The following is a 26,062-nucleotide window of genomic DNA, read 5'->3' on the forward strand; positions in this document are numbered from 1 at the left end:
TGTTCTCCTTCTGAATGGGTCGTGGATCTTTCGAGGGGGGTTACGGCAGGGCTGGTTGGAGTGAGACCGAGTAGCGGAGGACGACGGTGTCGCCGTCTATCGCGACGTCGGCCGGCTCGTAGGTTCCGTTCAGGGACTCGACCAGAGCCTTCGCGTCGGGGCCGATGGCGCCATCGACGACGGCGGGAGATCCATCGATCGCCGAAAGCGCCACCTGGCGGAAGGTCAGCCCCTCCTCGCCGGGGACGATCGGGAAACCGGAGACCGACACCGATCCGGAACCGGCGAGGGTCGCGAGCACGGCGACGATGCGGGCGTCCACCTGCCCCGCCGTCAGTCGGTCGCGGTCCTGATCGCTCAGCGCCACCTCAGGATTCGTCGCAAGCTCAGTGCCGAGAGCCGAGCGGGTGGCCGCGGCATCCGCAGCCGTGATCGCCGCTTGCTCGGCGCCGTCGATGGTCACCCGGCGCACCTCGACCGCTTGGGTCCCCGAGCCGAAGCTCGCGACGACGACGGAGTTGTCGATCGCCTCCTGCACCTGAGGGAAAGCGCCGGGGAAGGTGCGCATCGAATCGGTCGTCACGACGTAGTCGGCGTCGCGCCATCCGTTCGGCGATTGCGTCTGCACCGCGGGATCGGTGTCGAGCTTGTAATACCAGATGACGTTGTCACGGTCCCAGCCGGCTTTCACCAGGTCGACCCACATTGCATCATCCACGATCAGGCGCTGATCGGCGGACGCGTTCTCGGCCAGCCACTCCTGCGCGCTGCGAAGGGGCTCGTCGAGATCGGCGAGCACGAACCCGCGCAGCTGGGTGGTCCACAGCGGCACCGCCACCACGGCACCGATCGCCGCCACGGACACGGCCGCGATGGCGGGGCCCCGCCGCGCAACGTTCTTGCGTCGGAGACGAGCGATCGCGCCGTCGGTGACCCCCGCGATCAACAGAGCTCCGAAGGGAATCAGCATGATGACGTACGGCACGGGGAGATAGCCGCCGGGGCGCAGCATGAAGACGGTCATTCCCCACAGAAGCACGGCGTAGGGGCGGAAGCGCGGGAGGAAGAGCGCGGCGGTCGCCGCGAAGAGACTCAAGACGATGAAGACCGGGTCGAGCTGCCACCACATCCCCAGGGTGCGGTTGAGCAGCGAGTCCGGATCCGAGATGGAGCCGCTGCCCTCTCGTGAGCCGAGCTGGAAGGTGACACCCTCGATCAGGCTCACCCGTCCCGCCCCGCTGAACAGCTCGCCTTTCACCGCGGCCAGAAGCAGATAGCTCCCGCCGATCAGCATGAGGATGCTCGCGGCGACGGACAGGGTGTAGCGCCGGGTCTCCCGGCGAGCCGCGTGCACCATGACCCAGATCAGAACCGGCAACGCGAGCAGGAACGTCTCCTTCGTCAGGACCGCGATCCCGAAGGCGACGGCTGATCCGGCGAAGGCAGCGAGCTGGCCGCGGCGATTCATGGCGAGGAAGAACGCGAGCAGCAGCCACGGCACCGCGATGTTGTCGAGGTAGACGGTGCGGTGGAACTGCACGGCGAGCGGCGAGAGCGCGAAGAGCAGGCCGGTGGCTGCGGCGGCGCCGCGCGACGTGCCCAGGCGCCGCGCCAGAGCCCACAGCAGGACGACGGAGATGAGCGCCGCGACCAACACGGCTTCGCGACCGGCGAGCACCGCGATGTCCCAGCGCTCGAAGGCACCGGTGAGTTGGGTGTAACCCGCGATCTGGAGCCATCCCAGCGGGGGATGGTCGTACCAGTACGTGTAGTGGGCGAGTTCGCCGAGATGCGTCACGGCCCAGGCCTGCGCGGTGTACGTGCCCTCGTCGTCGATGCGCTGCGGCGAGCCGCCGAGGTTGAGGAAGTTGACGATAGCGCTGATCAGCAGGACAGGAAGAAGCCAGAGGAGGTCGCGTGCATGCGCCCGCAGCCAGTTCGAGATCGGAGCACCGTGACGAGGGACCGGTACCGACGTCGGGATCTCCTCGGCTGAAGTTGCCGGTTCTGTGTGCTCGGTCTTCTCGAGTGTGGTGCTCATGCGGGAACTCCCTCAGAGATGCGCGCCCCGGTGGGGGCCACGGGAGCGGCGGTTTCCTCCGCATCGCGGTGGGCGCCGGTGTGCTCCGTCTTCTCCCAGCCCCGCTCGCCGCGCAGTTCTCGGAAGACGGCGCGGATCGCCGCGAGGGCCAGCAGCACCTGGAAGGGGATCGTGCCGAGCACCAGACGCACGTAGTCGAGTACGCGCACCTTCTGTCCGTACAGTCGACCGAACTCTCCCAGGCCGACGATCTCCACGGCGACCGTCACGAGCGTCGGTGCCAGCGGGATGAACGTCAAGAGAGCCACGGCCGTGGGGACTTTGACCATGAGGATCAGGAAGATCGACAGCGGGATCAGCAGGCCCGTAGCCGCCTGCAGGAACGGCATCGCCAGCATGTACCGGGCGAACAGACGCTGCCCGCGCGTGGGGAGCGACCGCCACTCACCCTTCCGGAGCACCTGCAGGAAACCCTGATTCCAGCGCGTGCGCTGCTTGTAGAACGACTTCAACGTTCCCGGCGTCTCCTCGCGAGTCACGTACTCGGGACTGTAGGCGACGACGACCTTCTCGCCCTGGCTCGAGAGTCGCACGCCCAGTTCGCAGTCCTCGGCGAGGCACTCGGCGTCCCATCCGTCATTGCGTCGCAGTGCGTCGCGCTTCACGAAGACGGTGTTGCCTCCGAGCGGGATGAACTTCGCGCCGGCGTGGAAATGCAGGCGCGACCGGAACCAGAAGTAGTACTCGAGTACGTTCCGGAGCGACCACCACGTCGTCCGGAAGTTCATCAGCTGCACGCCACCCTGAACGACGGTGGCACCGGTCTCCGAGAAGCGCGAATCGATGTGACGCAGCAATTCGGGATGGACCTCATCTTCGGCATCGAAGACGCCGATGATCGAGCCCTTGGCGTGGGGAAGCGCCCGGTTGAGGGCTTTGGGCTTGTTCTTGGGAACGCTGTCGTCGACGACGACCTCGATGCGTTCCGGATGCCGGGCGGCCGCTGCACGGACGACCGCGGTCGTGCCGGGGTCGTCGTCGCCCACGATCGCGATGATCTGCACGTCGGGATGCGTCTGGGCGGCGAGCGCATCGAGGGTCTGGCCCATGACCTCTTCCTCGTGTCGGCCCGGTACGAGCAGCGTGAAGGTGTGCTGTGGGGCCTGCGGTTCCTTCGAGAAGGCGGTGCTGTCGTACGTGGTCTTCGACCGCCAGGCGTACAGCATCCACCAGAGCGTTGTGACGGCGATGACCGTGAGCGCGAGGGCGACGACGACGAGCCCTGAGTACCCGGCGATCGCTGCCCAGTCGACGCCGGAAGCGGTCGAGGACGCATCGACGAGGTTCGGATCGAGCACCTCGCGGTTCGGGATGCCGTCGGGCGCCGGGGCTTGCTCCGGCGCGGGGGTGAGGAGCGGTCCGGGACCGGGGTCGCTCTCGATGGATGGGGAGCGAAGTGTCGGGAAGATGATCACGATGTTGCCTCCTGCGGGGTCCGGAAGACGAGGAATCGGTACGTGAAGTAGCGGAAGAGTGTGCCGAGCAGGAGCCCGACGACGTTGCCGGCGATATTGTCGGCAAGCGCGGAGGTGAAACCGAACACGTAGTGCGAGAGGAACAGGCATCCGGAGGCGATCAGCAGGCCACCGCCGTTCGCGAGGAGGAAGAGGAGCAATTCCTTGACTACCGCGGGGCGGCGTGTGCGTCGGAAGGTGACGTACCGATGTCCGAGCCAGGCGACACCGGTGGCGATGGTGACGGAGATCACCTTCGCCCAGATCACCTGGTCGGGCATCGCGGTGGCGCGGAGCAGGTTGTAGCCGCCCACGTCGACGACGAAGGCGATCAGGCCCACACCGCCGAAGGAAGCGAGTTGGGGCACGGCTCTCCGCACCGCCGAGGCGATGCGGGACAGCGAGGCGAATGGCGCGGAGGGGGAGAGCGTCATACAGCGGGTTCGGAGGCCCCCGGAGGCGCGGATTGGATTTATTCGATGATCCGCGAAATACCGGTCAGGGGTTGACCGGGCAGTGCGTGAGGCGTATTTTCACGCGCGTTAGTCGCTGTCGCCGAAGTGCGCGACCATCCAGATACCCCCGCCGACGATTACCGCGAGGGCGACTCCGAGCGCGGCGGCGAAGCCTCCGCCCCCGTACATCCAGCCAGGGATCAGCGCGCACCCCACAGGTGCATCCGGTTGCCAGGTGCCGACGAGCCATCCACTCCGGCAGTAGTCCTGGATCGCCGGTGCGAGGAACATCGCGATGGCGAAACCCCCGATCGCGCCCATGACCGCCGTCCAGACCCCTCCGAACGGCGCGCCGGCGCGCGTCTCCGCTTCGCCCATCGTCGGTACCCTTTCCCCAGTGGTACCCCTCCGAGGACAGCAAAGCACGTTGCTCCAGCCGGCGGAAGAGTAATCGTCCGAGCGGGGCGAGCCCGCGCTCAGCCGTTCAGCGTGTGCAGCGCGTCTGCGATCCGACGCACCGCTTCTTCGAGGAGCGGGCGAGGCAGGGCGAAGACGAACCGGGTGAACCCGACCGCGGCCACGCCGCAGGCGGCGCCGTCGGTCATCGCGACGCCCGCGTGTTCGCGGAACCACTCGCCGAGGTCGCCCGTCAGGCCGGTCTCGCGGAAATCGAGGAGTGCGATGTAGGTGCCCTCGGGAACCGTCATCCGCACCTGGGGGAGGAGTTCCGCGACTAGCGCCGCCAGCGTCCGACGGTTGCCGTCGAGATAGGCGACGGTCCCGTCGAGCCATTCGCCTCCGTCGGCATAGGCGGCGACGTTCGACACGGCGCCGATGGTCGATGTCCCGTGACCGGCCCACGATCCCTCACGCTCCCAGAGGTCCGCATCCCGCTCGTTCGAGACGATGATCTGCGCGCACTTGAGACCGGCGAGGTTCCACGCCTTGGACGCGGAGGTGGCGGTGAGGGTGTGACCTGCGGCGACATCGGAGATCGAGGCGTAGGGGATGTGCTCGGCGGGGGCGTAGACGATCGGCGCGTGGATCTCGTCCGAGAACACGCGTCCGCCGGCGTCGTGCACGGTCTCCGCCACCCGTTCGAGCTCCTCGCGCGTCGCGACCGTTCCGAGTGGGTTGTGCGGATTGCACAGCACGAGCAGCTCGCCGCCCTCGGCGAAGGCCGCGGCCACCGCGTCGTGGTCGAGCACCCAGCGCCCGTTCTCGACGATGCTCGGCACCTCGATCACCCGTCGCCCGTGCATCGGGGGAACCATGAGGAATGGCATGTACGCCGGGGTCGGGACGATCACGGCGGCTCCGGGAGCCGTGTACTGCTCGATCGCGTACTCGAACGCGGTGATCACATCGGGTACCTGCTTGACCTGCGCCGACGAGATCTCCCAGCCGTAGCGAGCGGCGTACCAGGCGGCCGTCGCGGCGGCGAGGTCGTCGGCGAGATGCTGCGGGAGGTATCCCGTGAGCCCCTGCTCGAGGGCACCGGTCACCGCGTCCTTCACCGCGGGTGCGACCCCGAAATCCATCTCGGCGACGAACGCGCCGATCGTGTCGGGGAAGGTCGTCCATTTGACGCTCCCCGCCGCTCGCAGATCGTTCTCGGTGAGGGTGTCGAAGCGGTCGACGGACATACGGGATCCTTCAGGGCCGGGGAGCGGGGCTCCCTCGATCGTACGGTGAGCGCGCGCTACCGGGGCCGAGGTGGCCCGGCGCTCAGCTGCTCACCGATCGCGGGGCGCGCGCTTGACGACGTCGTACGCGGCGAGCGCCGCCTTCCGCGTCTCCCCGAGGTCGACGATCGGCTCGGCGGGGGCATCCGATGCCCACTGCGAGATGTAGAGGCGCTTCGGATCGAACTTCTTGGCCTGGAGCTCGGGGTTGAAGATGCGGAAGTAGGGCGCGGCATCCGCACCGGAACCGGCGACCCATTGCCAGTTGAACGGATTGTTCGCCCCATCGGCATCGACGAGGGTGTCCCAGAACCACTCCTCGCCACGGTGCCAGTCGATGAGGAGGTTCTTCACGAGGAAGGATGCCGTCACCATCCGCACCCGGTTGTGCATGTAGCCGGTGCGCCAGAGCTCTCGCATTCCGGCGTCGACGAGCGGAACTCCCGTCTCGCCCCGTTGCCAGGCCTGCAGGTGCGACGGCTTCAGGCGCGGCCACGGGAAAGCATCGAACTCGGGGCGGAGGTTCTTCGACGCGAGGTCGGGGAAATGGAAGAGAGTGTGCCACGCGAACTCGCGCCAACCGAGTTCCGACAGGAACCCGCCCGCGCCGTCGGTCGAGACCGCCTCGTGCCACACCGTGAATGGGCTGATCTCTCCCCAGCGCAGGCGCGGGGACAGGAGCGAGGTGGCTCCTGCCGAAGGCTCGTCGCGCGCGCGGTCGTAGGAGCCGAGGTCCTCGTCGAGGAAGGAGCGCAGTCGACGGCGAGCGGCGGGTTCGCCGGGCTCCCAGGTCTCGCGCAATCCCTCCGCCCAGTCGGGGCGCGTGGGGAGCAGTGCCCAGTCGTCGAGGGCGTCCGACGCGGGGACGGAACGGATGCCGTCGATCTCGTGCGGCTCGGGAACAGGGAGTCGCGGGGCGGGCAGCGCGAGGCACGCCCGCCAGAACGGAGTGAACACGGAGAAGTGCGTGCCGGCCCCCGTCGTGACCGTCCACGGCTCGTGGAGCAGGGAACCGGCGAAGGAGGCGACCTCGACGCCATCCGCCCGGAGCGCGGTCTTCAGGTCGGTGTCGATGTCGCGCTCCGGGCCACCGTAGCGGCGATTCCAGAACACGGCCCCGGCCTCGGCATCCGCCACGATCTCGGGGATCACGCGAGCAGCAGGCCCTCGACGCAGGACCAGGTCTCCACCGCGTTCCCGCAGCCGTTCCTGCAGCGAGGCGAGGGAATGGTGCAGCCACCAGCGGGCCGCACCGCCGAGAGGACGGATGCCGGGCGACTCCTCGTCGCGCACGTAGACGGCGAGAATCGGTTCGCCTCGATCGATCGCAGCGCGCAGAGCCGGATTGTCGGCGAGACGCAGATCATCACGGAACCACACGAGCGAGGGGGAGGACATCGCCCCATTCTGGCTCTCGTGCGTCGATCGGAGAAATGTCAGCGGCGGCCTTGACTTCGGCCCTCGGCGCTGGTCGCCCACACCGCCCACGCCATGAGGAGCGGCTGCAGGAAGAGCCTCCCGAATCGCCGGCGGTCGGTGTCGAGCCCGGGCGTGGAACGGCCCGTCCGCCACTGGTGCACGTTGCCGGGCAGCACGGCGGCGAAGAAGAGCGCGGTCGCCCATCCGATCCGGCGGCGTTCCCGAGGGAGTGCGACCATCCCCGCTGCGAGCCCGATCTCGACGACGCCGGAGGCGACCACGATGGTCTCCTTGTCGAGACCGGAGACGCGCGTCGCCCAGTCCGGCACGACCACCCGGAATCCGCGCGTCTGGACGAAATGCAGTACGCCGATGGCGCCGAGCCCTGCGGCAAGGATCCAGCGGGCGATCGTTCGGGTCATCCGCTTACGCTACCCGGCTCATCTCGGCGAGGGCACCCGTCCTACGGCCCAGCTCCGGAATTCGTCCGCGATCTCCGCGGCGTGCGTGTGATGGAGATAGTGTTCGCCCGCGAGGGGGATCACGGTGCCGTCAGCGACGCTCGCGGCCTGGGCCTCGTGCAGGGCGAGCCACTCCGGGTTCTTCTCGTTGTCGGCTTCGGCGAACAGCAGCACCGGAAGCTCGTGGGGGAAGGCGCGCCCCTCGGCCTGCGCGAAGTTCGGGGCGATGTGCGCCATCTCGTCGAGGTAGGTGGGTCCCATCGACGTGCGATTCGCGATCATCGCGAGCTGCTCCCGGTCATGATCCGAGTAGGCGGCACCCTCATGCCCGACCCCGCCGACCGCGAGCAGCAGGCGCGCGAGCCCCAGAGTGCGCGCGGCGCCCATGAGGCCGATCGGGAACTCGGTGTCCATATGCGGCTGGCCGGGCACGCTGGTGTCGATGCCGACGAAGCCGCGGAGTTCCTCGGGGTGTCTCGCCGCCAGCTCGAGTGCGTAGATGCCCGCGATGGAGTGCCCCATCAGCACGTAGTCGTCGACGCCGAGCTGCGCGAGGGCGGCGTGCACCTCGCTCACGATGTTCTCCGTCGTCCGTGCGCTTTCGGTGCCGTCGCTCAATCCGTACCCGAGGGGCTCGATCACGATGACGCGATGGTCGGTGGACAGATCGTCGACGAGCGGTGAGAAGTCGATCGCCGGTGACGCCGTGCCGAATCCGGGGAGCAGGACGACATCCGTGGAACCGGAGCCGGTGATCACGACGTTCATCCGATGGCCGTCGACCGCGACGAACCTGCCGTAGGGCTCGATCGCGTCCTTCTCCGCTTCCGACGCGACGACGTTCACGACGGTCGTGGTCGCCAGTCCGACCGCGATCGTCGCGGTGACCGCGACGGCCGTGACGAGTGCCCTCTTCGCGAACTTCTTCATTGCCTGCCTCTCCGGGCGCGCTCTGCGCCGCCACTCCAGCGTCGCGCGACGCACGTGCGCGCACATCGACCCGCCGCGGTCGGCGACGTACCGCATCGGCGGTAGCGGATGCTCGTGCACGGCGGTACGCGAGTGCCAGACTGACCGCATGACCGTGTTCCGCATCATCGTGCTCTTCGTCCTGGCCGCCGTCGCGGAGATCGGGGGAGCGTGGTTGATCTGGCAGGCGGTCAAAGAGGAGCGCGGGTGGATCTTCGCCGTACTCGGCGTGATGGCACTCGGCGCCTACGGCTTCGTCGCAGCGCTCCAGCCGGACGCGAACTTCGGTCGCGTGCTCGCAGCCTACGGCGGCATCTTCATCGCGGGGTCGCTCGCCTGGGGCATCATCGTCGACGGCTTCCGGCCGACCGTCTGGGATTGGGTGGGGTCGTCGATCGCCCTCGTCGGAGCGGCGATCATCATCCTCGCGCCGGCCGTGACCCAGACGACCTCCGAGTCGGGGGCGTGACGGTCAGCGCGACCCGGCCATGCGAGTAGCCTAGATCCAGACCCAGATGGAGTGATCAGTGCCTGAAAACGCCCAGCCGAAAGACGGCTTCGCCCTGTTCTCTGACCGATCCGTCGTCGCCATGCGCGTCAACGGCATCCTCAAGGACCTCGCGACCACAGTGACCGACGCCGACGAGGTCGAGGCGGTCACGATCGACAGTCCCGACGGCCTCAGCATCCTGCGCCACTCGACCGCGCACGTGCTCGCGCAGGCCGTGCAGCGCATCAACCCGCAGGCGAACCTCGGCATCGGCCCGCCCATCACCGACGGCTTCTACTACGACTTCGGCGTCGATTCGCCGTTCACGCCCGAGGACCTCAAGGCGATCACCAAGGAGATGCAGCGCATCGTCCGCGAGGGTCAGCGCTTCGTGCGCCGCGTGGTCACCGATGACGAGGCCCGCGCCGAGCTCGCCGACGAACCGTTCAAGCTCGAGCTCATCGGGCTCAAGGGCGGCAAGGAGGCGGCAGAGGGCGCCTCGGTCGAGGTCGGCGAGGGCGAACTCACGATCTACGACAACACCACCCGCGACGGCGAGGTGGTCTGGAAGGACCTCTGCCGCGGTCCGCATCTGCCGAACACGCGCATGATCGGCAACGGGTGGGATCTCACCCGCATCGCCGCGGCCTACTGGCGCGGCAGCGAGAAGAACCCGCAGCTCCAGCGCATCTACGGCACCGCCTGGCCGTCGAAGGACGAGCTGCGCGCCTACCAGCACCGCCTCGAGGAGGCCGCCAAGCGCGACCACCGTCGCCTCGGCAAGGAGCTCGACCTGTTCTCCTTCCCGGAGGAGATCGGTTCCGGACTCTCGGTCTGGCACCCGCGCGGCGGCATGATCCGCGGCGAGATGGAGCAGCACGCGCGCAAGCGCCACATCGAGGGCGGCTACACCTACGTGTACACCCCGCACATCTCGAAGGAAGACCTCTTCCTCACCTCGAACCATCTCGTCACCTACAAGGACGGCATGTTCCCGCCGATCGTCATGGACGAGGAGCGCGACGACGAGGGCAACATCACCAAGCAGGGCCAGGATTACTACCTGAAGCCCATGAACTGCCCGATGCACATCCTGATCTACAAGGAGCGCGCGCGCAGCTACCGCGATCTGCCGCTGCGGTTCGCCGAGAACGGCACGGTCTACCGCAACGAGCTCTCGGGTGCGCTGCACGGTCTCACCCGTGTGCGCGGGTTCACCCAGGACGACTCGCACCTCTTCGTCACGCCCGACCAGCTCGAGGACGAGGTCGCGAAGGTCCTCGACTTCATCCTCTCGATGCTCCGCGACTTCGGTCTCACCGATTTCGAGCTCGAACTGTCGATGAAGGACGACGAGAAGTCCAAGTGGATCGGTTCCGACGAGTTCTGGGAGTCGTCGACCGACGCGCTGCGCCGCGTCGCCGTCGCCTCGGGGCTCAAGCTCACCGAGGTCCCGGGTGAGGCCGCGTTCTACGGCCCGAAGATCGATCTCAAGACCCGCGACGCGATCGGTCGCACCTGGCAGTTGTCGACCGTCCAGGTCGACCCGAACCTGCCGGAGCGCTTCGATCTCGAGTTCATGGACAAGGACGGGCAGAAGAAGCGCCCGATCATGATCCACCGTGCGCTCTTCGGTTCGATCGAGCGTTTCTTCGCGATCCTGCTCGAGCACTACGCGGGCGACTTCCCGGTGTGGCTCTCCCCCGTGCAGGTCGTCGGCATCCCCGTGGCCGAGGACTACGCCGACTATCTCGGCGAGGTCATCACCACGCTGCGCGACTCCGGTGTGCGCGCCGAGCTCGACACGTCGGATGACCGGATGCAGAAGAAGATCCGCACGCACACGACCGGCAAGGTTCCGCTGCTCCTCATCGCCGGCGAGCAGGACCGCGCCGCCGGCACGGTCTCGTTCCGCTACCGCGACGGAACCCAGGAGAACGGCGTCCCGATCGCGGATGCCGTCGCCCGCATCCGCACCGCGATCGCCGAGCACACGCTCGTGCAGACGGCGGGGGACCTGGCGTGACCCCGGAGGAGCCGCTGGAGCCGGCGTCGGACTTCGCCGGAGTCCCCGACGAGTTCCAGCGGCTCTGGACCCCGCACCGGATGGCCTATATCCAGGCGGGGCCCGAGCCGCTGCGCGAGGAATGCCCCTTCTGCGAGGCCCCGAAGCATCCGGATGCCGAGCGGCTGATCGTCGCGCGCGGTGAGACGGCCTACGTGCTGCTGAACCTGTTCCCGTACAACTCGGGGCACCTGCTCGTGTGCCCGTACCGCCACATCGCGACCTACGACCAGGCCACGCCCGAGGAGGTCGCCGAGATCGGCGCGCTCACGCAGACCGCGATGCGGGTGCTGGCGGAGGTGTCGCGCTGCGACGGTTTCAACATCGGGATGAACCAGGGCGCCGTCGCCGGCGCGGGTGTCGACGGGCACCTGCACCAGCACGTCGTACCGCGGTGGCGCTCGGACGCGAACTTCTTCCCGATCATCGCCAAGACGAAGGCGCTCCCGCAGCTCCTCGGCGAGGTGCGGGAGGCCGTCGCGAACGCGTGGCCTGTGGCCTGAGCTCAGCGCACCTGACGGGCGGTGAACTGCATGCGCGGGTGCGCGTAGAACTCCTGCGCCTCGACGAGCTGCAGTTCGCGCTCCCCGGAATCGAGCGTGGCCTTCAGCAGGTCGTAAACGCTCGAAGCGGTGCGCTCGAGGGCGGTCTGCGCGCTGCCGGTCTCGACGTAGTGCGCGGTGAAGAGTGCAGCGGTCACATCGCCCGATCCGTTGGCCTTCATCGGAAGGTGCGGGGTCTGCACGATCCAGGCGCCCTCGTCGTCGACCGCGAGCATCTCGATCGTTCCCTCTTCGCGATCCGGCCGCTCGACGCTCGTGACGAGCACCGTGCGCGGTCCCATCGCCCGCGCCAGGTCGACGGACGCCAGCGTGGACTCGAGCGAGTCGGGTTCGGTCTCGGTGAGGAAGCCGAGCTCGAACTGGTTCGGCGTGATGATGTCCGCGACCGGCACGACCCTCTCCCGCAGGAGCACGGGGATCGCAGGCGCCACGAAGCATCCGGACTTGGCGTTGCCCATCACGGGGTCGCACGCGTAGATCGCGTTCGGGTTCTCCGCCTTGACCCGCGCGACGGCGTCGATGATCACGTCGCCGATGCCCTCACCGCCCTGGTATCCGCTGAGCACCGCGTCGATGCCGCCGAAGACGCCACGGTCCTGGATGCCGGTGATGACCTCGCGCACCTCGGCGGGATCGATCATCGGACCGCGCCATGCGCCGTAGCCGGTGTGGTTCGAGAAGTTCACGGTGTAGACCGGGAGGACCTCGACGCCGATGCGCTGCAGGGGGAACACCGCGGCGGAGTTTCCCACGTGACCGTAGGCGACGGCGGACTGGATGGAGAGGATCTTCATCTCCCGATCCTTTCATTCAGGGCGGGGGCGTTCCCGCTTCGGGTGGTCATCGGGAAGCCGCGACGAGGTCGGTGACGAAGACGGCGGCATCCGTATCGGACAGATCATGGACGGTGAGGCGGAGGTGCCGTGACGGCTCGGCCTTGTCGTCGAGGGCGAACTCGTCGCCGGTCCGGGCCAGCCACCCGCGGCGCATGAGTTGCTCGGCGACCGCGCGTGCGGGGCGCGGGAGCTCCACCCAGAGGCTGAGGCCGTCGGAGTCGGGGGTGTCGAATCCGTGGGTGCGCAGCAGCTCTGCGAAGGCCGCGTTGCGCTCGGCGTAGTGCGCCGCGGCAGTGCCGATCGTCTCGAGCGCCGAAGGGTCGGTCAGCTGGGCGTGCGTGAGTCGCTGGAGCAGGTGACTCACCCAGGTCGTCCCCGGGCTGAGCCGCATCGACAGGCGCTCGGCCGTCTCCGGGTCGGTGGCCGCGAGTGCCAGGCACATGTCGGGTCCGAGGAACTTCGACACCGAGCGCACGAGGGCGAACCGTCGATGCTCCGGTCCGATCAACGTCTCGTAGCGACGCTGCGAGAGCATCGAGAAATGGTCGTCCTCGATGATCAGCACGTAGGGGTGGTCGGCGAGAACGGCGCGGAGCTCGGCCGCGCGCGAAGCCGTCAGGCTGGTGCCGGTGGGGTTCTGCGCGCGGGGAGTGCAGATGATGGCTCGGATGCCGGCATCGAGAGCCGCGCGGAGTCCGCTGACCGTCATCCCCTCCTCATCGACGGGCACCGGCACGGCGCGGTAGCCACCGAGTCGCACCGTGTGGATGCTGGCGAGGAAGCAGGGGTCCTCGAGCGCGACCGCGTCATCGCGCGTGAGCGCCTGAGCGAGGAGCCGCTCGACGGCGTCGACCGCGCCGCTGGTGACGGTGACGCGGAAGTCGGTGTGGTCGAGGTCGGCGGCGATCCACTCGCGCGCCCAGGCATCGAGGCCGCGGTCGATCACCGGCTCGCCGTAGAGCACCGGTCGCCCGGTGACGCGGGCGAGTGCGGGGGAGGGATCGGGGATGAGCCGGGGCTCGGGGTTGCCCGTGCCGACGTCGCGGAGCACCGTGTCGGCGGCGTAGCCCTCCTGGGCCACCGCTTCGACGCCGGTGATCGTGGTGCCGGCGCGCCCGCGGGAGACGACGAGCCCGGCCTGGGCGAGCTGTCGGTACGCGGCGACCGCGGTGTTGCGGTTCACGCCGAGCGTGGCGGCGAGCTCTCGCACCGGGGGGAGCGCATCGCCGGGGCGGAGCGTTCCGCGGTCGCGCAGAGCGCGCACGCTGTCGGCGATGTCTGCTGCGGTCGTTCCGGTGATCTCGGCGCTCATGGGTCCTCGACACCGATTCTAGAACGTCCGGGACGATGCTACGGTTTGACATAGATCAAAAGAGTCATTGGCTCAGCCGAAAGGAATGCGATGAACGACCAGGCAACCACCGGATCCGCGCGGGTCAAGCGCGGTCTCGCCGAGATGCTCAAGGGCGGCGTCATCATGGACGTCGTCACCGCCGAGCAGGCCAAGATCGCCGAGGACGCCGGCGCCGTCGCCGTGATGGCGCTGGAGCGCGTTCCCGCCGACATCCGCGCTCAGGGCGGGGTCTCGCGCATGAGCGACCCCGACATGATCGACAGCATCATCGATGCCGTCTCGATCCCCGTGATGGCGAAAGCGCGCATCGGCCACTTCGTGGAGGCGCAGATCCTCCAGGAGCTCGGCGTCGACTACATCGACGAGTCCGAGGTGCTGTCGCCTGCGGACTACGTCAACCACATCGACAAGTTCGGCTTCACCGTGCCGTTCGTGTGCGGGGCGACGAACCTCGGCGAGGCTCTGCGCCGCATCAACGAGGGCGCCGCGATGATCCGCTCGAAGGGCGAGGCCGGCACCGGCGACGTCTCGGAGGCGACCAAGCACATCCGCAAGATCACGAGCGAGATCAATGTCCTGCGCTCGATGACCAAGGACGAGCTCTACGTGGCGGCGAAGGAGCTGCAGGCGCCCTACGACCTCGTCGTCGAGGTGGCGGCGACCGGCAAACTGCCGGTCGTGCTGTTCGTCGCCGGAGGAGTGGCGACGCCCGCGGATGCCGCGATGATGATGCAGATGGGCGCTGACGGAGTCTTCGTCGGTTCGGGCATCTTCAAGTCGGGTAACCCCGCCCAGCGCGCCGCGGCGATCGTGAAGGCCACGACATTCCACGACGATCCGAGCGTGATCGCCCAGGTCTCGCGCGGCCTCGGCGAGGCGATGGTCGGGATCAACGTGTCGGACCTGCCCGCACCGCACCGGCTCTCCGAGCGTGGCTGGTAGCCCGACCGTCGGAGTCCTCGCGCTGCAGGGCGACGTGCGCGAGCACGCCGCCCTGCTCGCGGAACTCGGAGCGGGAGTGGTGCTCGTGCGCCGCCCCGAGGAACTGGCCGGGATCGACGGGCTCGTCCTGCCGGGCGGAGAGTCCAGCGTCATCGACAAGCTGGCGCGGCTGTTCGGACTCCAGCAGCCGATTCGCGCGGCGATCCGGGCAGGGATGCCGATGTACGGCACCTGCGCCGGGCTCATTCTCCTGGCGGACACGGTGCTCGACGCGATCGAGGGGCAGGAGTCCTTCGGCGGCCTCGACGTGGACGTGCGACGTAACGCGTTCGGACGTCAGACCGAATCGTTCGAGATCGACCTGGACGTGCCGGTGCTCGGCGATGCTCCCGTGTCGGCGACGTTCATCCGGGCGCCGATCGTCGAGCGCTCGGGGGCTGCGGTCGAGGTGTTGGCCGCCCTGCCCGACGGCACGGTGGTGGCGGTCCGCCAGGGACCGTTACTGGGCACGAGCTTCCATCCCGAGATGGACGGCGAGCGCAGATTCCACGAGCTCTTCCTCGACGAGGCACGACGCTACCCGAGCGCAGCCCGGTAGGCGACGTCACGATTCGTTAGACTGGTCGATGCCCTGGGCCGTGCCCACGGGCGGATACGACGAGTGGAGACTTATGTCCGGGCATTCCAAGTGGGCCACCACGAAGCACAAGAAGGCCATCATCGACTCCAGGCGCGCCAAGTCCTGGGCCAAGCTCATCAAGAACATCGAGGTTGCGGCCAAGCTCGGCGGCGCCGACCTCGCGGGCAATCCGACGCTGTTCGACGCGGTGCAGAAGGCGAAGAAGACCTCCGTCCCGAAGGACAACATCGATCGCGCGGTCAAGCGCGGAGCCGGCATCGGCGGCGAAGCGGTCGAGTACACCTCCATCATGTACGAGGGGTACGGCCCGAACGGCGTGGCGCTCATGATCGAGTGTCTGACCGACAACAAGAACCGTGCCGCCGCAGAGGTGCGCACGGCCCTCAGCCGCAACGGCGGAACCCTCGCCGACCCGGGCAGCGTCGCCTACAACTTCTCGCGCAAGGGCGTCATCGTCGTCGGTTCCGAGGGCACCACCGAGGACGACGTCATGATGGCGGCTCTCGAGGCCGGTGCCGAAGAGATCGAGCCGCACGCCGAGGGCTTCGAGGTCATCACCGAGGCGACCGACCTCGTGACCGTCCGCAGCGCGCTGCAGGAGGCGGGCATCGACTACGAGTCGGCCGACGTCGAGTTCGTCCCGAACCTCAAGGTCGAGATCGACGCCGACACCGCGCGCAAGATCTTCCGCCTCATCGATGCGCTCGAGGACAGCGAGGACGTGCAGAACGTCTTCAGCAACTTCGACCTCTCGTCCGAGGTGCAGGCCGAGCTCGAGAACGACGACAGCTAGGCGCGCCACCCGCCCGACGTCGACGGTGCCGCCTAGCCTGGGGGAGTGACCTCCTCCTCGTTGCGCGTGCTCGGGATCGACCCCGGCCTCACCCGATGCGGTGTGGGCATCGTCGACGTCGACGGATCGCGTCGCGGCACGCTCGTGCACGTCGGAGTGATCCGGTCGTCTCCGGATGCGCCGATCGGTGAGCGTCTCGCGACGGTCGCCGCCGGCATCCGCGAGGTCATCGCCGCGCATGCGCCGCAAGCCGTGGCGGTGGAGCGCGTGTTCGCACAGCAGAACACGCACACGGTGATGGGCACGGCCCAGGCCAGCGGCGTCGCCCTGCTGCTCGCGGCCGAAGCGGGTCTTCCCGCCGCCACCCACACGCCGAGCGAGGTCAAGGCCGCGGTCACCGGCTACGGATCGGCCGACAAGCGGCAGGTGCAGGCGATGATCGCCCGCATCCTGCGTCTCGACGCGCCCCCGCAGCCGGCGGACGCAGCGGATGCCCTCGCCATCGCGCTCTGCCACGCCTGGCGCCGCGGCGGCGCGGGGGCGGCGACCGCTGCAGGAGGACTCACCCCGGCGCAGCGCGCCTGGGCGGATGCGGAGCGTGTCGCTCGAACATACGTACGACGCGGGGCCTAGGCTGGGGAGATGATCTCCTCCCTGCACGGCACCGTGCTGCACTCGACCTCCGACCAGGTCGTCGTCGAGGTGGGCGGCGTCGGTTTCACCGTCGCCGTGCCGGCCGACGTCGCGCACACCGCGACGGTCGGGGAGCAGCTCCGGTTGCACACGAGCCTGATCGTGCGCGAGGACGCGCTCTCGCTCTTCGGTTTCGCCGAGCGCGACGAGCTCGAGGTCTTCGGGCTCCTCATCAGCGTGACGGGCGTTGGACCGAAGTCCGCCCTGGGCGTGCTGTCGCACCTGACCGTCGATCAGATCGCTGAGGCGGTGAACGCCGAAGACGACGCGCCCTTCCGTCGGGTGTCGGGTATCGGTCCCAAGACGGCGAAGCTCATCGTCGTCCAACTCGCCGGAAAGGTGCAGCCGACGGTCGCCGTCGCGCCGAGTCCCGCGGGAGCGCTGGACGTCGTAGGACAGGTCACTGCGGCTCTCGTCGGACTCGGATGGTCGGAGAAGGTCGCCGCCGAGGCCGCCGCGCAGACCGCCGCCGAGGCATCCGATGCCGAGCGTGCAGCCGTGGCGCCGCTCCTCCGGCGCACGCTCGCCCTGCTGGGGCCGGCGCGTGGCTGACGCGCTCGACGCCTCCGAGCCGGTCGACGACACCGAGCTCGCGATCGAGGGCGCTCTGCGCCCGACGAGCCTCGGCGAGTTCGTCGGGCAGCAGAAGGTGCGCGGACAGCTGCAACTCCTCCTCGAGGCGGCGCGCATCCAGAGCCGGCCCGCCGACCACATCCTGCTCGCAGGCCCCCCGGGACTCGGCAAGACGACACTGGCCATGATCGTCGCGCATGAGAGCCAGCGCCCGCTGCGGCTGTCGAGCGGGCCGGCAATCCAGCACGCGGGCGACCTCGCGGCTTTGCTCTCGAGTCTGGTGCCGGGCGAGGTGCTCTTCATCGACGAGATCCACCGGATGGCGCGCTCCGCCGAGGAGATGCTCTATCTCGCGATGGAGGACTTCCGCATCGACATCATGGTCGGCAAGGGAGCGGGAGCCACCAGCATCCCGCTCGAACTCGCGCCGTTCACCCTGGTGGGCGCGACCACTCGATCGGGTCTGCTTCCCAACCCTCTGCGGGACCGATTTGGGTTCACGGGTCATCTGGAGTTCTACGACGAGGGCGAACTCGAGCGGGTGATCGCACGATCCGCGGCGGTCCTGGGCGTCGATCTTCCGTCCGATTCGCTCTCCGAGATCGCACGCCGGTCGCGCGGAACACCCCGAATCGCCAACCGTCTGCTCCGGCGCGTGCGCGACTACGCGCTCGTGCACGGCGCGGGAGAAGCGACCATCGCGGATGTCCGCGCAGCCCTCGAGCTGTACGACGTCGACCCCATCGGTCTCGACCGTCTCGACCGCGCCGTTCTCGAAGCGCTCGTGCGACGGTTCCGCGGGGGACCGGTCGGCCTCAGTACACTCGCGGTCGCCGTCGGTGAAGAGGCTGAGACCGTCGAGAGCGTCGTCGAGCCCTACCTCGTACGGATCGGTTTCCTCGGCCGCACCCCGCGGGGGCGCGTCGCCATGCCCGAGGCATACGCACATCTGGGTGTCGCGCATCCCGACGGAGCGCTGCGCTTCGATGACCTATAATCACAGAAGACTTCCCCCGAAACTTCTGTGCGCCCGTTGATGGTGCGTGCACCTCAGAAAGGCGCTCCGCCCCATGGAAATCATCCTCTTCGGTCTTCTGGCCGTCCTCCTCGTCTTCATGATCTTCAACACGCGCAAGCGTCAGAAGCAGATGAAGGCCGAGCAGGAGGAGAAGGCGACGAAGACGGTTCCCGGCGTGCGCGTGCTCCTGCAGGGTGGCATCTACGGCACGATCGTCTCCTACGACCCCGATGACCTCGACCACCCGGCTTCCGTCGAGGTCGCTCCCGGCGTCGTGATCGAGGTGCACAGCCAGGCGATCCTCCGCATCGTCGAGCCGAAGGACATCGTCGCCGATGACGCCGAGCTCGCGGACGACGACATCGTCGTCGACGCGGATGCTCCGGTCGCCGAGACCCCGGAAGAGACGCGCGCGCGCCTCGACCGCGACGCAGACGACAAGTAAGTCCGCGGCGTTCGACCGCACCCCGGAATCCGGCCTCTCAGAAAGCTGAACTCACGTGGCTTCATCCTCTCCTGTCCGTCACGCCTGGCGGGTCCTTCTCGGCCTGCTCCTCGTGACGGGTGTCCTCTTCGGCATCAACGCGGCAGGGGTGTACGTCTTCGGGAAGAGCTCGTGGGCTCCGGAGCTCGCGCTCGACCTCCAGGGCGGCACGCAGATCGTCCTGCAGGCCGAGACCGAGGATGGTGCAGCACCGTCGGCGGAACAGCTGAATCAGGCCGCGTCGATCATCCGCCAGCGCGTCGACGCCTCGGGTGTCGCAGAGGCGGACATCACGACCGAGGGCGGACGGAACATCGTCGTCCAGATTCCCGGTGTCGCCGACGATCAGACCCGCGAGCGGATCACCAGCAGCGCGCAGCTCGAGTTCCGGGCCGTGCTCGCGACGACCGCCGCCACGACGTCCTTCGTCGGAGATGACGGCAACGAGACGCCGTACCCCAGCCCCGACCCCTCGCTCGAGGCGACGCCCACGGCCGACCCGACGGACGGAAGCGATCTGAACTGGGCCACGCCCAAGCTGCAGGCCGAGTTCCTCGCCTACGACTGCGCGAACCCGGACAACCCGACCAACGTGCCGAGCGACGAGCCGATGATCGCCTGCGACGAGGCCGGTCAGGCCAAGTTCCTGCTCGGTCCGGCCGAGCTCGACGGTACGGCGATCGACGACGCCGCCAGCGGTCGCGACCCGCAGTCGGGCGCCTGGCTCGTGCAGCTGACCATGAACCCGGACGGGGCCGACAAGTTCGGCAAGGTCAGCACGCGCCTCAACCAGAACCGCATCGATGGCCTCTCGCCGCGCGATCAGTTCGCCTTCGTGCTCGACGGAGCCGTCATCTCGGCTCCGCGCATGAACGGTGTGATCCTGGACGGCCGCCCGAGCATCTCGGGCAGCTTCACGCAGGAATCGGCGACGACGCTCGCCGACCAGCTCAAGTACGGCGCCCTGCCGCTGAGTTTCACCGTGCAGAGCTCGGACACCGTGTCGGCGACGCTCGGTACGCAGCAGTTGCAGATCGGTCTGATCGCCGGTCTCATCGGTCTCATCCTCGTGGCGATCTATTCGCTCATCGTGTACCGGGCCCTCGGGACGGTGATCATCGCGTCGATCGCGGTGATGGGTGTGCTGACGTACATCGTGATCTGCATCCTGGCGTGGCGCCTCGGATTCCGTCTCTCGCTCGCCGGTGTCGCCGGTCTGATCGTGTCGATCGGATTCACGGCGGACTCGTTCATCGTCTACTTCGAGAGAATCCGAGACGAACTGCGAGACGGCAAGTCGATCACCTCGGCCGTCGAGGACGGGTGGGGTCGAGCCAAGCGCACGATCTACATCTCGAAGTCGATCAACATCCTCGCAGCCCTCGTGCTCTACATCCTGGCCGACTCGACGGTGAAGGGCTTCGCGTTCACGCTCGGCCTCACGACGATCATCGACGTGTTCATCTTCGTGATCTTCACGCATCCGGTCATGCAACTCCTCGCCCGTACCCGCTTCTTCGGCGGTGGGCACAAGCTCTCGGGCCTCGACCCCGAGGCGCTGGGCGCCGTTTACCGCAGCCGTTCGCAGTTCCGCGAGGTCTCGACGGCGTCCGCCGGCCGTGGCGCGCGCAACTCGCGTTCGCGCGGCGAGGCGGAGAGACGACAGACCATCGCCGAGCGCAAGCGCGCGGAGGCTCTCGCGGGCGACAGACCCACCAACGCCGGAAGTGAGGGAGACGCCTGATGCCTTCCATGAATGAGTTCGGCAACAACCTGTACACGGGGAAGACCTCTTTCCCGTTCGTCGGTCGTCGCCGCCTGTGGTTCATCATCGCGATCATCCTGGTCGTGGGCTCGGCCCTGGTGCCGCTGATCCGTCCGATCCAGTTCTCGATCGAGTTCACCGGCGGGTCGCAGTTCACCGTCGCAGCGCCCGACAGCACCGATCAGCAGATCGCCACCGACGCGGTCAAGTCGGTCGTTCCCGAATCGGCCACCAAGGTCGTCGTGGTGAACGGCGACGACATCCGCGTGCAGACCGATCAGATGACGGCCGAAGAGACGCAGCAGGTCACCGCGGCACTCGCCGACGCGTACGGCGTCGACACTGCGGAGGTGACGTCCTCGTTCATCGGTCCCGCCTGGGGTGAGAGCGTCACCCGCCAATCGCTGTGGGGTCTGGCGATCTTCCTCGCGCTCACCTTCCTGATCCTGGCGATCTACTTCCGTACCTGGAAGATGTCGGCCGCTGCGATCATCGGTCTGCTCGACGTGCTCGTGATCACCGTCGGCGTCTACGCGCTGGCCGGCTTCGAGATCTCGCCGGCGGCGGTGATCGGATTCCTCACGATCCTGGCGTACTCCTTGTACGACACGACCGTCGTCTTCGACAAGATCCGAGAGAACACGCATGAAGACGGCGAGAAATCGTCGCGTCTGTTCGGGGAGTCCGTCAACCTCGCGGTGAACCAGACCCTCGTGCGATCGATCAACACGTCGGTGGTCGCGGCACTCCCGGTCGGAGCGATCCTCTTCATCGGCTCGCTGTGGCTCGGCGCCGAGACGCTGACCGACATCTCGCTCTCGATCTTCGTCGGCATCCTCGTCGCGACGTACTCGACCCTGTTCGTCGCCGCCCCGCTCTACTCGCTCTTCCGCGAGAACGAGCCGCAGATCCGCGAGCGCGACGCCCGGATCCGCGAAGCGCGCCAGCGCGCGGCGGTCGAAGCCTGACGTATCCGTCCGGCGGGATCCGCTCCCGCCGGACGGACGTAGGATTGTCTGATGTTCTGATTCGGAGGTGAGCGGATGGCGGAAGCACAGTCGCCGGCGCAGGGATCGAGCCTGCGGCGTCTGGTTCCCCGCATCTTCTCGCGCGCGTCCAGGGTCAACGACCTCGACAACCTGATCCGCACGGTTCGGGCCAATCACCCCCGCGGTGATTTCTCGGTCATCGAGCGTGCGTACGCGGTCGCGAAGGACAAGCACACCGGGCAGCAGCGTCAGAGCGGTGAGCCGTACATCACGCATCCGCTCGCGGTCGCGCAGATTCTCGCGGAACTCGGCCTCGGGCCCCGTGCCATCGCGGCGGCGCTCCTGCATGACACGGTGGAAGACACCGGATACGCGCTGACCGACCTCACCGCCGAGTTCGGCGACGAGGTGGCGATGCTCGTCGATGGTGTCACCAAGCTCGACAAGGTCAAGTACGGCGAGAGCGCCCAGGCCGAGACCGTCCGAAAGATGATCGTCGCGATGTCGAAGGACATCCGCGTGCTCCTGATCAAGCTCGCCGACCGTCTGCACAATGCGCGCACCTGGGGCTTCGTCCCGCCGGAGAAGGCGGCGAAGAAAGCCAAGGAGACGCTCGAGATCTACGCGCCCCTGGCCAATCGGCTCGGTATCCAGGCGATCAAGTCCGAGCTCGAGGATCTCTCGTTCGCGGTACTGCACCCCAAGATCTACAACGAGATCCACAGCCTCATCGCGCAGCGTACTCCGCAGCGCGAGAAATATCTGAGTCAGGTCGTCGAGGAGATCGACGAGGATCTGCGCGATCTGCGCATCCGCGGCAAGGTATCCGGCCGGCCGAAGCAGCTCTACTCCGTCTATCAGAAGATGGTGGTACGAGGTCGCGAGTTCGACGACATCTACGACCTGATCGGCATCCGCGTGCTCGTCGCCTCTGTACGCGATTGCTACGCCGTGCTGGGCGCGATCCACGCACGGTGGACGCCACTGCCCGGTCGTTTCAAGGACTACATCGCGACCCCGAAGTTCAACCTGTACCAGTCGCTCCACACGACCGTGATCGGTCCAGCGGGTCGTACCGTCGAGATCCAGATCCGCACGCACGAGATGCACCAGCAGGCCGAGTACGGTGTCGCGGCGCACTGGATGTACAAGGAGCGGATGAACGGCGGCAAGGCCGAGGTCCGCGCCTCCGACAACGACATGGCGTGGCTTGCGCACATCTCCGACTGGCAGGCCGAGACGGCCGACCCGGGGGAGTTCCTCGATTCGTTGCGGTTCGAGATCGGTGCGAAGGAGGTCTACGTCTTCACGCCCAAGGGGCGCGTGGTCGGCCTCCCCGCTGGCGCGACCCCCGTCGACTTCGCCTACGCGGTGCACACCGAGATCGGCCATCGCACGATGGGCGCCAAGGTGAACGGTCGCCTGGTGCCGCTCGAGTCCGAGCTCAAGAGCGGGGATGTCGTCGAGGTCTTCACCTCGAAGAACCCGGACGCCGGCCCGAGTCAGGACTGGCTCGGCTTCGTCAAGAGCACTCGCGCGCGCAACAAGATCCGTGGCTGGTTCACGAAGGAGCGTCGCGAAGAGGCGATCGAGCAGGGCAAGGAGGCGATCGCCCGCGCGATGCGCAGGCAGAACCTGCCTCTACAGCGCCTGATGAGCCAGGACTCGTTCGCCGAAGTCGCCCAGCAGCTGCGCTATGAAGACGTCTCGGCGCTGTACGCGGCGGTCGGTGAGGGCCACATCTCCACCCAGTCGGTGCTCGAGAAGGTCACCGCCAACGTCGCCGCCAACGACACCACGACGGGTGCCATCGACCTCCCGGGCAGCGTTCCTACCCGGGAACCGCGTGCAGGGGACTCCGGCGTTCTCGTCCGCGGTGCCGCCGACATCCTCGTGAAGCTCGCGAAGTGCTGCACGCCGGTGCCCGGCGACCCGATCGTCGGCTTCGTCACGCGCGGCAGCGGCGTCTCCGTGCACCGCACCGATTGCGTGAACGTGAAGGCGCTGAGCAACGAGCAGGACCGTTTCGTCGAGGTGTCATGGGCCCCCACGACCAAGAGCGTGTTCCGCGTGCAGATCCAGGTCGAGGCGCTCGACCGCTCCGGCCTGCTGTCGGATGTCACGCGCGTGCTCAGCGAACACCACGTCAACATCCTCTCGGCCACGGTCAACACCAACGACGAGCGACTGGCGATCAGCCGGTTCGTGTTCGAGATGGGCGATGCCGTGCATCTCGACCGTGTACTCAACGCCGTGCGCAGGATCGACGCGGTGTACGACGTGTACCGCGTCACATCCTCCTGATCTCAAGCACGTCGAGAATCTCCCGGGCGCGTCGAGAGCCCGGAACGCGCTGAAGCATGCGCAGGCGTTCCCGCGCGATCCCGATCAGCCCCGGGTCGTGCTCGGTGAGCATGTGCGCCCACCGATCCAGTTGAGGCTCGCGGTGGCTCCCGAGCGCCAGGTCGAGCAGTGTGCGTTCCGGGTTCGTGACCGGGACGCCGCCGATGATCACGAGGTCCTCCGCCGGGAGTGGCGTGTCGTGATAACGCACGCGTGGGCTCTGCACGGCACGGATCCGCCTCGTCACGGCTCGACGAAGATGATGCGGGTTCGGCGGCGCGTCGCACGCACCGTGCACCCAGACGGCGCTCGGCCCGCAGACCGCGGTACCCGGGTGCACGATCGTGGCGATCGATGCTGCCCGCACGTCGGCACCCTCCACGAGATCGGCGGGAATGTAGGCCTCGCCGATGTCGATGACGTCACCATCGAGGCGGGCGGCGGTGAGTTCGGGCAGCGTGAGGCGTTCGCCGGGCACATAAAGGAAAGCGGGATGCACCAGGCCAGTGTGGCCCAGGGCATCCCGCTTTCGCGTGCTCGGAGGAGAGCTGTGGAGAACTCGTCAGCCGCCGAGGGCGCTCAGCCAGGTGCGGCGTGCTTCGAGGGCGTCGGAAGCTTCCTTGATCGCCTTCTTGTCGCCGGACTTCTCGGCTGTCGCGAGCTCGGATTCGAGCTTCTCGATCGCCTCGAGGAGCTGCGAGCTCATGTCGTTGGCACGCGCCTTGGTCTCGGGGTTGTTCTTCTTCCAGTCGACCTCTTCGCGGGCCTTGAGAGCCTGCTCGATGACGCGGAGCTTGTCGTCGAGCGCGCGCTCCTTGTCGCGGGGGAAAATGCGACCGATCTCGTCCCACTGCCGCTGGATGCGCGTGAGCAGCGCGCGGGCGCGCTTGATGTTGGACTCGTCGGCAACGGCCTTCGCCTCTTCGAGCAGAGCCTGACGCGCCTCGATCTTGGGAGCGGATTCGGCTTCCTCGGCTGCAGACTGCTCGGCACGAGCGGCGTAGAGCGCGTCTCCGGCTGCCTTGAATCGTGCCCAGAGTGCATCGTCGGCCTTGCGTCCGGCGCGGCCGGCGGCCTTCCAGTCGTCGAGCAGCGTGCGGTATGCGGGGATCCCGTCGGTGCCGCGCGGCGCGAGGGCCTCGGCGCGCTCGATCAGGCGGGTCTTCGCGTCGCGCGCGACCTTGTGGGTGTCGTCGAGCTCCGAGTAGAACGCACGGCGGTGCTTGTCGACCACCGAACGGGCGTCACGGAATCGCTTCCACAGCTGCTGCGAGACGCCCTTCGACAGGCGCGGGCCGTTCTGCTGCTGAGCCTGCCAGGCGTCGAAGAGCTCTCCGAGCTCCGCGGTGACCTGCTTCCACTGCACCTTCGAGAGGTCGCGGGCGGCGATCGCTTCGGCGCGCTCCACCAGCGCGGTGCGCTCGGCGACGGCCTGGTCGAGCAGCTCCTTGGCGCGCTGCTGCTCCTCTGCCGTGGCCTCGGAGAGCGAGGCGGTCAGCGTGTGGAGGCGCTCGAGGAGACCGGCGAGGTCGCCGACGGCCGCGGCATCCGTGGCCTCGTCGACCAGGTGCCCGGCCTGCTTGACCAGATCGCTCGCTGTCGCACCGCCCGCCTGGTGACGCTGTTCGAGGGTCTGCACCTTGAAGGCGATGTCCTCGTACTTGCGAACGAAGTAGGCGAGTGCCTCGTCGGGCGTGCCGTCGGGGTACTGGCCGACGACGCGCCAGTCCTCGCCCTCGCGGACCTCGACCGTGCCGTCCTCACTGACGCGACCCCACTTGGCGGCATCGCTGGAGACGGGGGCAGTCGGAGCGGCCGGTGCGGCAGCGGCCGGAGCGGGAACCTTGCGGGGCAGGGGCTTCGCCGGGGGAGCGGGGACGGGGGGAGTCGGCTTCGAGGACTCGTTGGCAGACACAGTGTTCTCCTTGCGCGGTTGGCCGCGGGAGGCGGAAAGGACGATGTTCAGCCTA

The 26,062-nt window shown here is 68.0% G+C and carries 25 protein-coding genes; 13 read left to right on the plus strand and 12 right to left on the minus strand.

Translation table 11 applies throughout. From position 1 onward, the window contains the following. Nucleotides 1-40: 40 nt before the first annotated feature. The 8 genes from ACIQTT_RS02160 to ACIQTT_RS02195 all read right to left on the minus strand — a co-directional run bounded on the left by ACIQTT_RS02160 (nt 41) and on the right by ACIQTT_RS02195 (nt 8,505). Nucleotides 41-2,041 (minus strand): ArnT family glycosyltransferase, encoded by a 2,001-nt coding sequence (locus ACIQTT_RS02160; protein WP_402785361.1) that lies wholly within the window; start codon nt 2,039-2,041, stop codon nt 41-43. Next, a complete protein-coding gene (locus ACIQTT_RS02165) occupies nt 2,038-3,516 on the minus strand; it encodes a glycosyltransferase (RefSeq protein WP_402785363.1) in 1,479 nt (492 codons plus the stop codon). Before ACIQTT_RS02165 ends, ACIQTT_RS02160 begins: the two co-directional genes overlap by 4 nt. After that, the gene (locus ACIQTT_RS02170; protein WP_402785366.1) at nt 3,513-3,923 is read right to left on the minus strand and encodes a GtrA family protein; all 411 of its coding nucleotides are present in this window, start codon (nt 3,921-3,923) and stop codon (nt 3,513-3,515) included. Before ACIQTT_RS02170 ends, ACIQTT_RS02165 begins: the two co-directional genes overlap by 4 nt. Before the next feature lie 174 nt (nt 3,924-4,097). Beyond that, on the minus strand, nt 4,098-4,388 hold the full coding sequence (locus ACIQTT_RS02175) for a hypothetical protein (RefSeq protein WP_402785369.1): 291 nt from the start codon (nt 4,386-4,388) through the stop codon (nt 4,098-4,100). Nucleotides 4,389-4,486: 98 nt separating this feature from the next. Continuing rightward, nucleotides 4,487-5,656: a MalY/PatB family protein gene (locus tag ACIQTT_RS02180; protein WP_402785372.1), complete on the minus strand. Its 1,170-nt coding sequence runs from the start codon at nt 5,654-5,656 to the stop codon at nt 4,487-4,489. Between the two features lie 90 nt (nt 5,657-5,746). Further along, nucleotides 5,747-7,093 (minus strand): cryptochrome/photolyase family protein, encoded by a 1,347-nt coding sequence (locus ACIQTT_RS02185; protein ID WP_402785375.1) that lies wholly within the window; start codon nt 7,091-7,093, stop codon nt 5,747-5,749. A gap of 38 nt (nt 7,094-7,131) precedes the next feature. Further along, nucleotides 7,132-7,536 (minus strand): hypothetical protein, encoded by a 405-nt coding sequence (locus tag ACIQTT_RS02190; RefSeq protein WP_402785378.1) that lies wholly within the window; start codon nt 7,534-7,536, stop codon nt 7,132-7,134. Between the two features lie 18 nt (nt 7,537-7,554). Continuing rightward, nucleotides 7,555-8,505, minus strand: coding sequence for an alpha/beta fold hydrolase (locus ACIQTT_RS02195; protein ID WP_402785381.1), 951 nt, complete (start codon nt 8,503-8,505; stop codon nt 7,555-7,557). A gap of 148 nt (nt 8,506-8,653) precedes the next feature. On the opposite strand from ACIQTT_RS02195, the gene ACIQTT_RS02200 reads away from it, so the two are divergent. From ACIQTT_RS02200 to ACIQTT_RS02210, 3 genes are all read left to right on the plus strand, one after another. Then, the gene (locus tag ACIQTT_RS02200; RefSeq protein WP_402785384.1) at nt 8,654-9,013 is read left to right on the plus strand and encodes a YnfA family protein; all 360 of its coding nucleotides are present in this window, start codon (nt 8,654-8,656) and stop codon (nt 9,011-9,013) included. 121 nt (nt 9,014-9,134) lie between these two features. Then, nucleotides 9,135-11,060: a threonine--tRNA ligase gene (thrS, locus tag ACIQTT_RS02205; RefSeq protein ID WP_402791063.1), complete on the plus strand. Its 1,926-nt coding sequence runs from the start codon at nt 9,135-9,137 to the stop codon at nt 11,058-11,060. Further along, on the plus strand, nt 11,057-11,602 hold the full coding sequence (locus ACIQTT_RS02210; RefSeq protein ID WP_402785387.1) for an HIT family protein: 546 nt from the start codon (nt 11,057-11,059) through the stop codon (nt 11,600-11,602). Before thrS ends, ACIQTT_RS02210 begins: the two co-directional genes overlap by 4 nt. A gap of 2 nt (nt 11,603-11,604) precedes the next feature. Here the strand turns inward: ACIQTT_RS02210 and pdxY are convergent, their stop codons facing one another. Next, nucleotides 11,605-12,456 (minus strand): pyridoxal kinase PdxY, encoded by an 852-nt coding sequence (pdxY, locus tag ACIQTT_RS02215; RefSeq protein ID WP_402785390.1) that lies wholly within the window; start codon nt 12,454-12,456, stop codon nt 11,605-11,607. A 46-nt stretch (nt 12,457-12,502) separates the two neighbouring features. Beyond that, on the minus strand, nt 12,503-13,810 hold the full coding sequence (locus tag ACIQTT_RS02220) for an aminotransferase class I/II-fold pyridoxal phosphate-dependent enzyme (protein WP_402785392.1): 1,308 nt from the start codon (nt 13,808-13,810) through the stop codon (nt 12,503-12,505). A gap of 90 nt (nt 13,811-13,900) precedes the next feature. Between ACIQTT_RS02220 and pdxS the strand changes: the two genes are divergently transcribed. The 10 genes from pdxS to ACIQTT_RS02270 all read left to right on the plus strand — a co-directional run bounded on the left by pdxS (nt 13,901) and on the right by ACIQTT_RS02270 (nt 24,053). Next, the gene (pdxS, locus tag ACIQTT_RS02225) at nt 13,901-14,794 is read left to right on the plus strand and encodes a pyridoxal 5'-phosphate synthase lyase subunit PdxS (RefSeq protein ID WP_402785395.1); all 894 of its coding nucleotides are present in this window, start codon (nt 13,901-13,903) and stop codon (nt 14,792-14,794) included. Next, nucleotides 14,784-15,392, plus strand: a complete 609-nt coding sequence (gene pdxT, locus ACIQTT_RS02230) for a pyridoxal 5'-phosphate synthase glutaminase subunit PdxT (protein ID WP_402785397.1) — start codon at nt 14,784-14,786, stop codon at nt 15,390-15,392. Before pdxS ends, pdxT begins: the two co-directional genes overlap by 11 nt. Before the next feature lie 73 nt (nt 15,393-15,465). Continuing rightward, nucleotides 15,466-16,227 carry a YebC/PmpR family DNA-binding transcriptional regulator gene (locus tag ACIQTT_RS02235; RefSeq protein WP_402791066.1) on the plus strand — a complete coding sequence of 254 codons (762 nt, stop codon included), beginning with the start codon at nt 15,466-15,468 and terminating at the stop codon, nt 16,225-16,227. Between the two features lie 45 nt (nt 16,228-16,272). Further along, on the plus strand, nt 16,273-16,860 hold the full coding sequence (gene ruvC / locus ACIQTT_RS02240) for a crossover junction endodeoxyribonuclease RuvC (RefSeq protein WP_402785400.1): 588 nt from the start codon (nt 16,273-16,275) through the stop codon (nt 16,858-16,860). 9 nt (nt 16,861-16,869) lie between these two features. Beyond that, entirely contained in the window at nt 16,870-17,472 is a 603-nt protein-coding gene (gene ruvA / locus ACIQTT_RS02245) for a Holliday junction branch migration protein RuvA (RefSeq protein ID WP_402785403.1), read from the plus strand. Then, nucleotides 17,465-18,490, plus strand: a complete 1,026-nt coding sequence (gene ruvB / locus ACIQTT_RS02250) for a Holliday junction branch migration DNA helicase RuvB (protein ID WP_402785406.1) — start codon at nt 17,465-17,467, stop codon at nt 18,488-18,490. The genes ruvA and ruvB overlap by 8 nt, the downstream gene beginning before the upstream one ends. Nucleotides 18,491-18,563: 73 nt before the next feature. Next, entirely contained in the window at nt 18,564-18,956 is a 393-nt protein-coding gene (yajC, locus tag ACIQTT_RS02255; RefSeq protein WP_402785409.1) for a preprotein translocase subunit YajC, read from the plus strand. 55 nt (nt 18,957-19,011) lie between these two features. Next, nucleotides 19,012-20,739, plus strand: coding sequence for a protein translocase subunit SecD (gene secD, locus ACIQTT_RS02260; RefSeq protein WP_402785412.1), 1,728 nt, complete (start codon nt 19,012-19,014; stop codon nt 20,737-20,739). After that, nucleotides 20,739-21,728 carry a protein translocase subunit SecF gene (gene secF, locus ACIQTT_RS02265; RefSeq protein WP_402785415.1) on the plus strand — a complete coding sequence of 330 codons (990 nt, stop codon included), beginning with the start codon at nt 20,739-20,741 and terminating at the stop codon, nt 21,726-21,728. Before secD ends, secF begins: the two co-directional genes overlap by 1 nt. 75 nt (nt 21,729-21,803) lie before the next feature. Then, entirely contained in the window at nt 21,804-24,053 is a 2,250-nt protein-coding gene (locus tag ACIQTT_RS02270; RefSeq protein WP_402785418.1) for a RelA/SpoT family protein, read from the plus strand. Here the strand turns inward: ACIQTT_RS02270 and ACIQTT_RS02275 are convergent. Both ACIQTT_RS02275 and ACIQTT_RS02280 read right to left on the minus strand, forming a co-directional pair. Then, nucleotides 24,040-24,591, minus strand: coding sequence for a type IV toxin-antitoxin system AbiEi family antitoxin (locus ACIQTT_RS02275; protein WP_402785421.1), 552 nt, complete (start codon nt 24,589-24,591; stop codon nt 24,040-24,042). The genes ACIQTT_RS02270 and ACIQTT_RS02275 overlap by 14 nt on opposite strands. 63 nt (nt 24,592-24,654) lie before the next feature. Continuing rightward, nucleotides 24,655-26,007: a DUF349 domain-containing protein gene (locus tag ACIQTT_RS02280; protein WP_402785424.1), complete on the minus strand. Its 1,353-nt coding sequence runs from the start codon at nt 26,005-26,007 to the stop codon at nt 24,655-24,657. Nucleotides 26,008-26,062: the final 55 nt, after the last annotated feature.

This window comes from Microbacterium sp. NPDC090225, from assembly GCF_044772365.1.
GTDB lineage: Bacteria > Actinomycetota > Actinomycetes > Actinomycetales > Microbacteriaceae > Microbacterium.

Bases quoted from the DNA above. Each gene is read 5' to 3' on its own strand.
- pdxY (WP_402785390.1), bottom strand. From the start codon at position 12,456: ATGAAGATCCTCTCCATCCAGTCCGCCGTCGCCTACGGTCACGTGGGA.
- ACIQTT_RS02220 (WP_402785392.1), bottom strand. From the start codon at position 13,810: ATGAGCGCCGAGATCACCGGAACGACCGCAGCAGACATCGCCGACAGC.
- yajC (WP_402785409.1), top strand. From the start codon at position 18,564: ATGGAAATCATCCTCTTCGGTCTTCTGGCCGTCCTCCTCGTCTTCATG.
- ACIQTT_RS02235 (WP_402791066.1), top strand. From the start codon at position 15,466: ATGTCCGGGCATTCCAAGTGGGCCACCACGAAGCACAAGAAGGCCATC.
- pdxS (WP_402785395.1), top strand. From the start codon at position 13,901: ATGAACGACCAGGCAACCACCGGATCCGCGCGGGTCAAGCGCGGTCTC.
- ACIQTT_RS02160 (WP_402785361.1), bottom strand. From the start codon at position 2,041: ATGAGCACCACACTCGAGAAGACCGAGCACACAGAACCGGCAACTTCA.
- ACIQTT_RS02200 (WP_402785384.1), top strand. From the start codon at position 8,654: ATGACCGTGTTCCGCATCATCGTGCTCTTCGTCCTGGCCGCCGTCGCG.
- ACIQTT_RS02270 (WP_402785418.1), top strand. From the start codon at position 21,804: ATGGCGGAAGCACAGTCGCCGGCGCAGGGATCGAGCCTGCGGCGTCTG.
- ACIQTT_RS02185 (WP_402785375.1), bottom strand. From the start codon at position 7,093: ATGTCCTCCCCCTCGCTCGTGTGGTTCCGTGATGATCTGCGTCTCGCC.
- ACIQTT_RS02180 (WP_402785372.1), bottom strand. From the start codon at position 5,656: ATGTCCGTCGACCGCTTCGACACCCTCACCGAGAACGATCTGCGAGCG.
- secF (WP_402785415.1), top strand. From the start codon at position 20,739: ATGCCTTCCATGAATGAGTTCGGCAACAACCTGTACACGGGGAAGACC.
- thrS (WP_402791063.1), top strand. From the start codon at position 9,135: ATGCGCGTCAACGGCATCCTCAAGGACCTCGCGACCACAGTGACCGAC.
- ruvA (WP_402785403.1), top strand. From the start codon at position 16,870: ATGATCTCCTCCCTGCACGGCACCGTGCTGCACTCGACCTCCGACCAG.
- ACIQTT_RS02195 (WP_402785381.1), bottom strand. From the start codon at position 8,505: ATGAAGAAGTTCGCGAAGAGGGCACTCGTCACGGCCGTCGCGGTCACC.
- ACIQTT_RS02190 (WP_402785378.1), bottom strand. From the start codon at position 7,536: ATGACCCGAACGATCGCCCGCTGGATCCTTGCCGCAGGGCTCGGCGCC.
- ACIQTT_RS02175 (WP_402785369.1), bottom strand. From the start codon at position 4,388: ATGGGCGAAGCGGAGACGCGCGCCGGCGCGCCGTTCGGAGGGGTCTGG.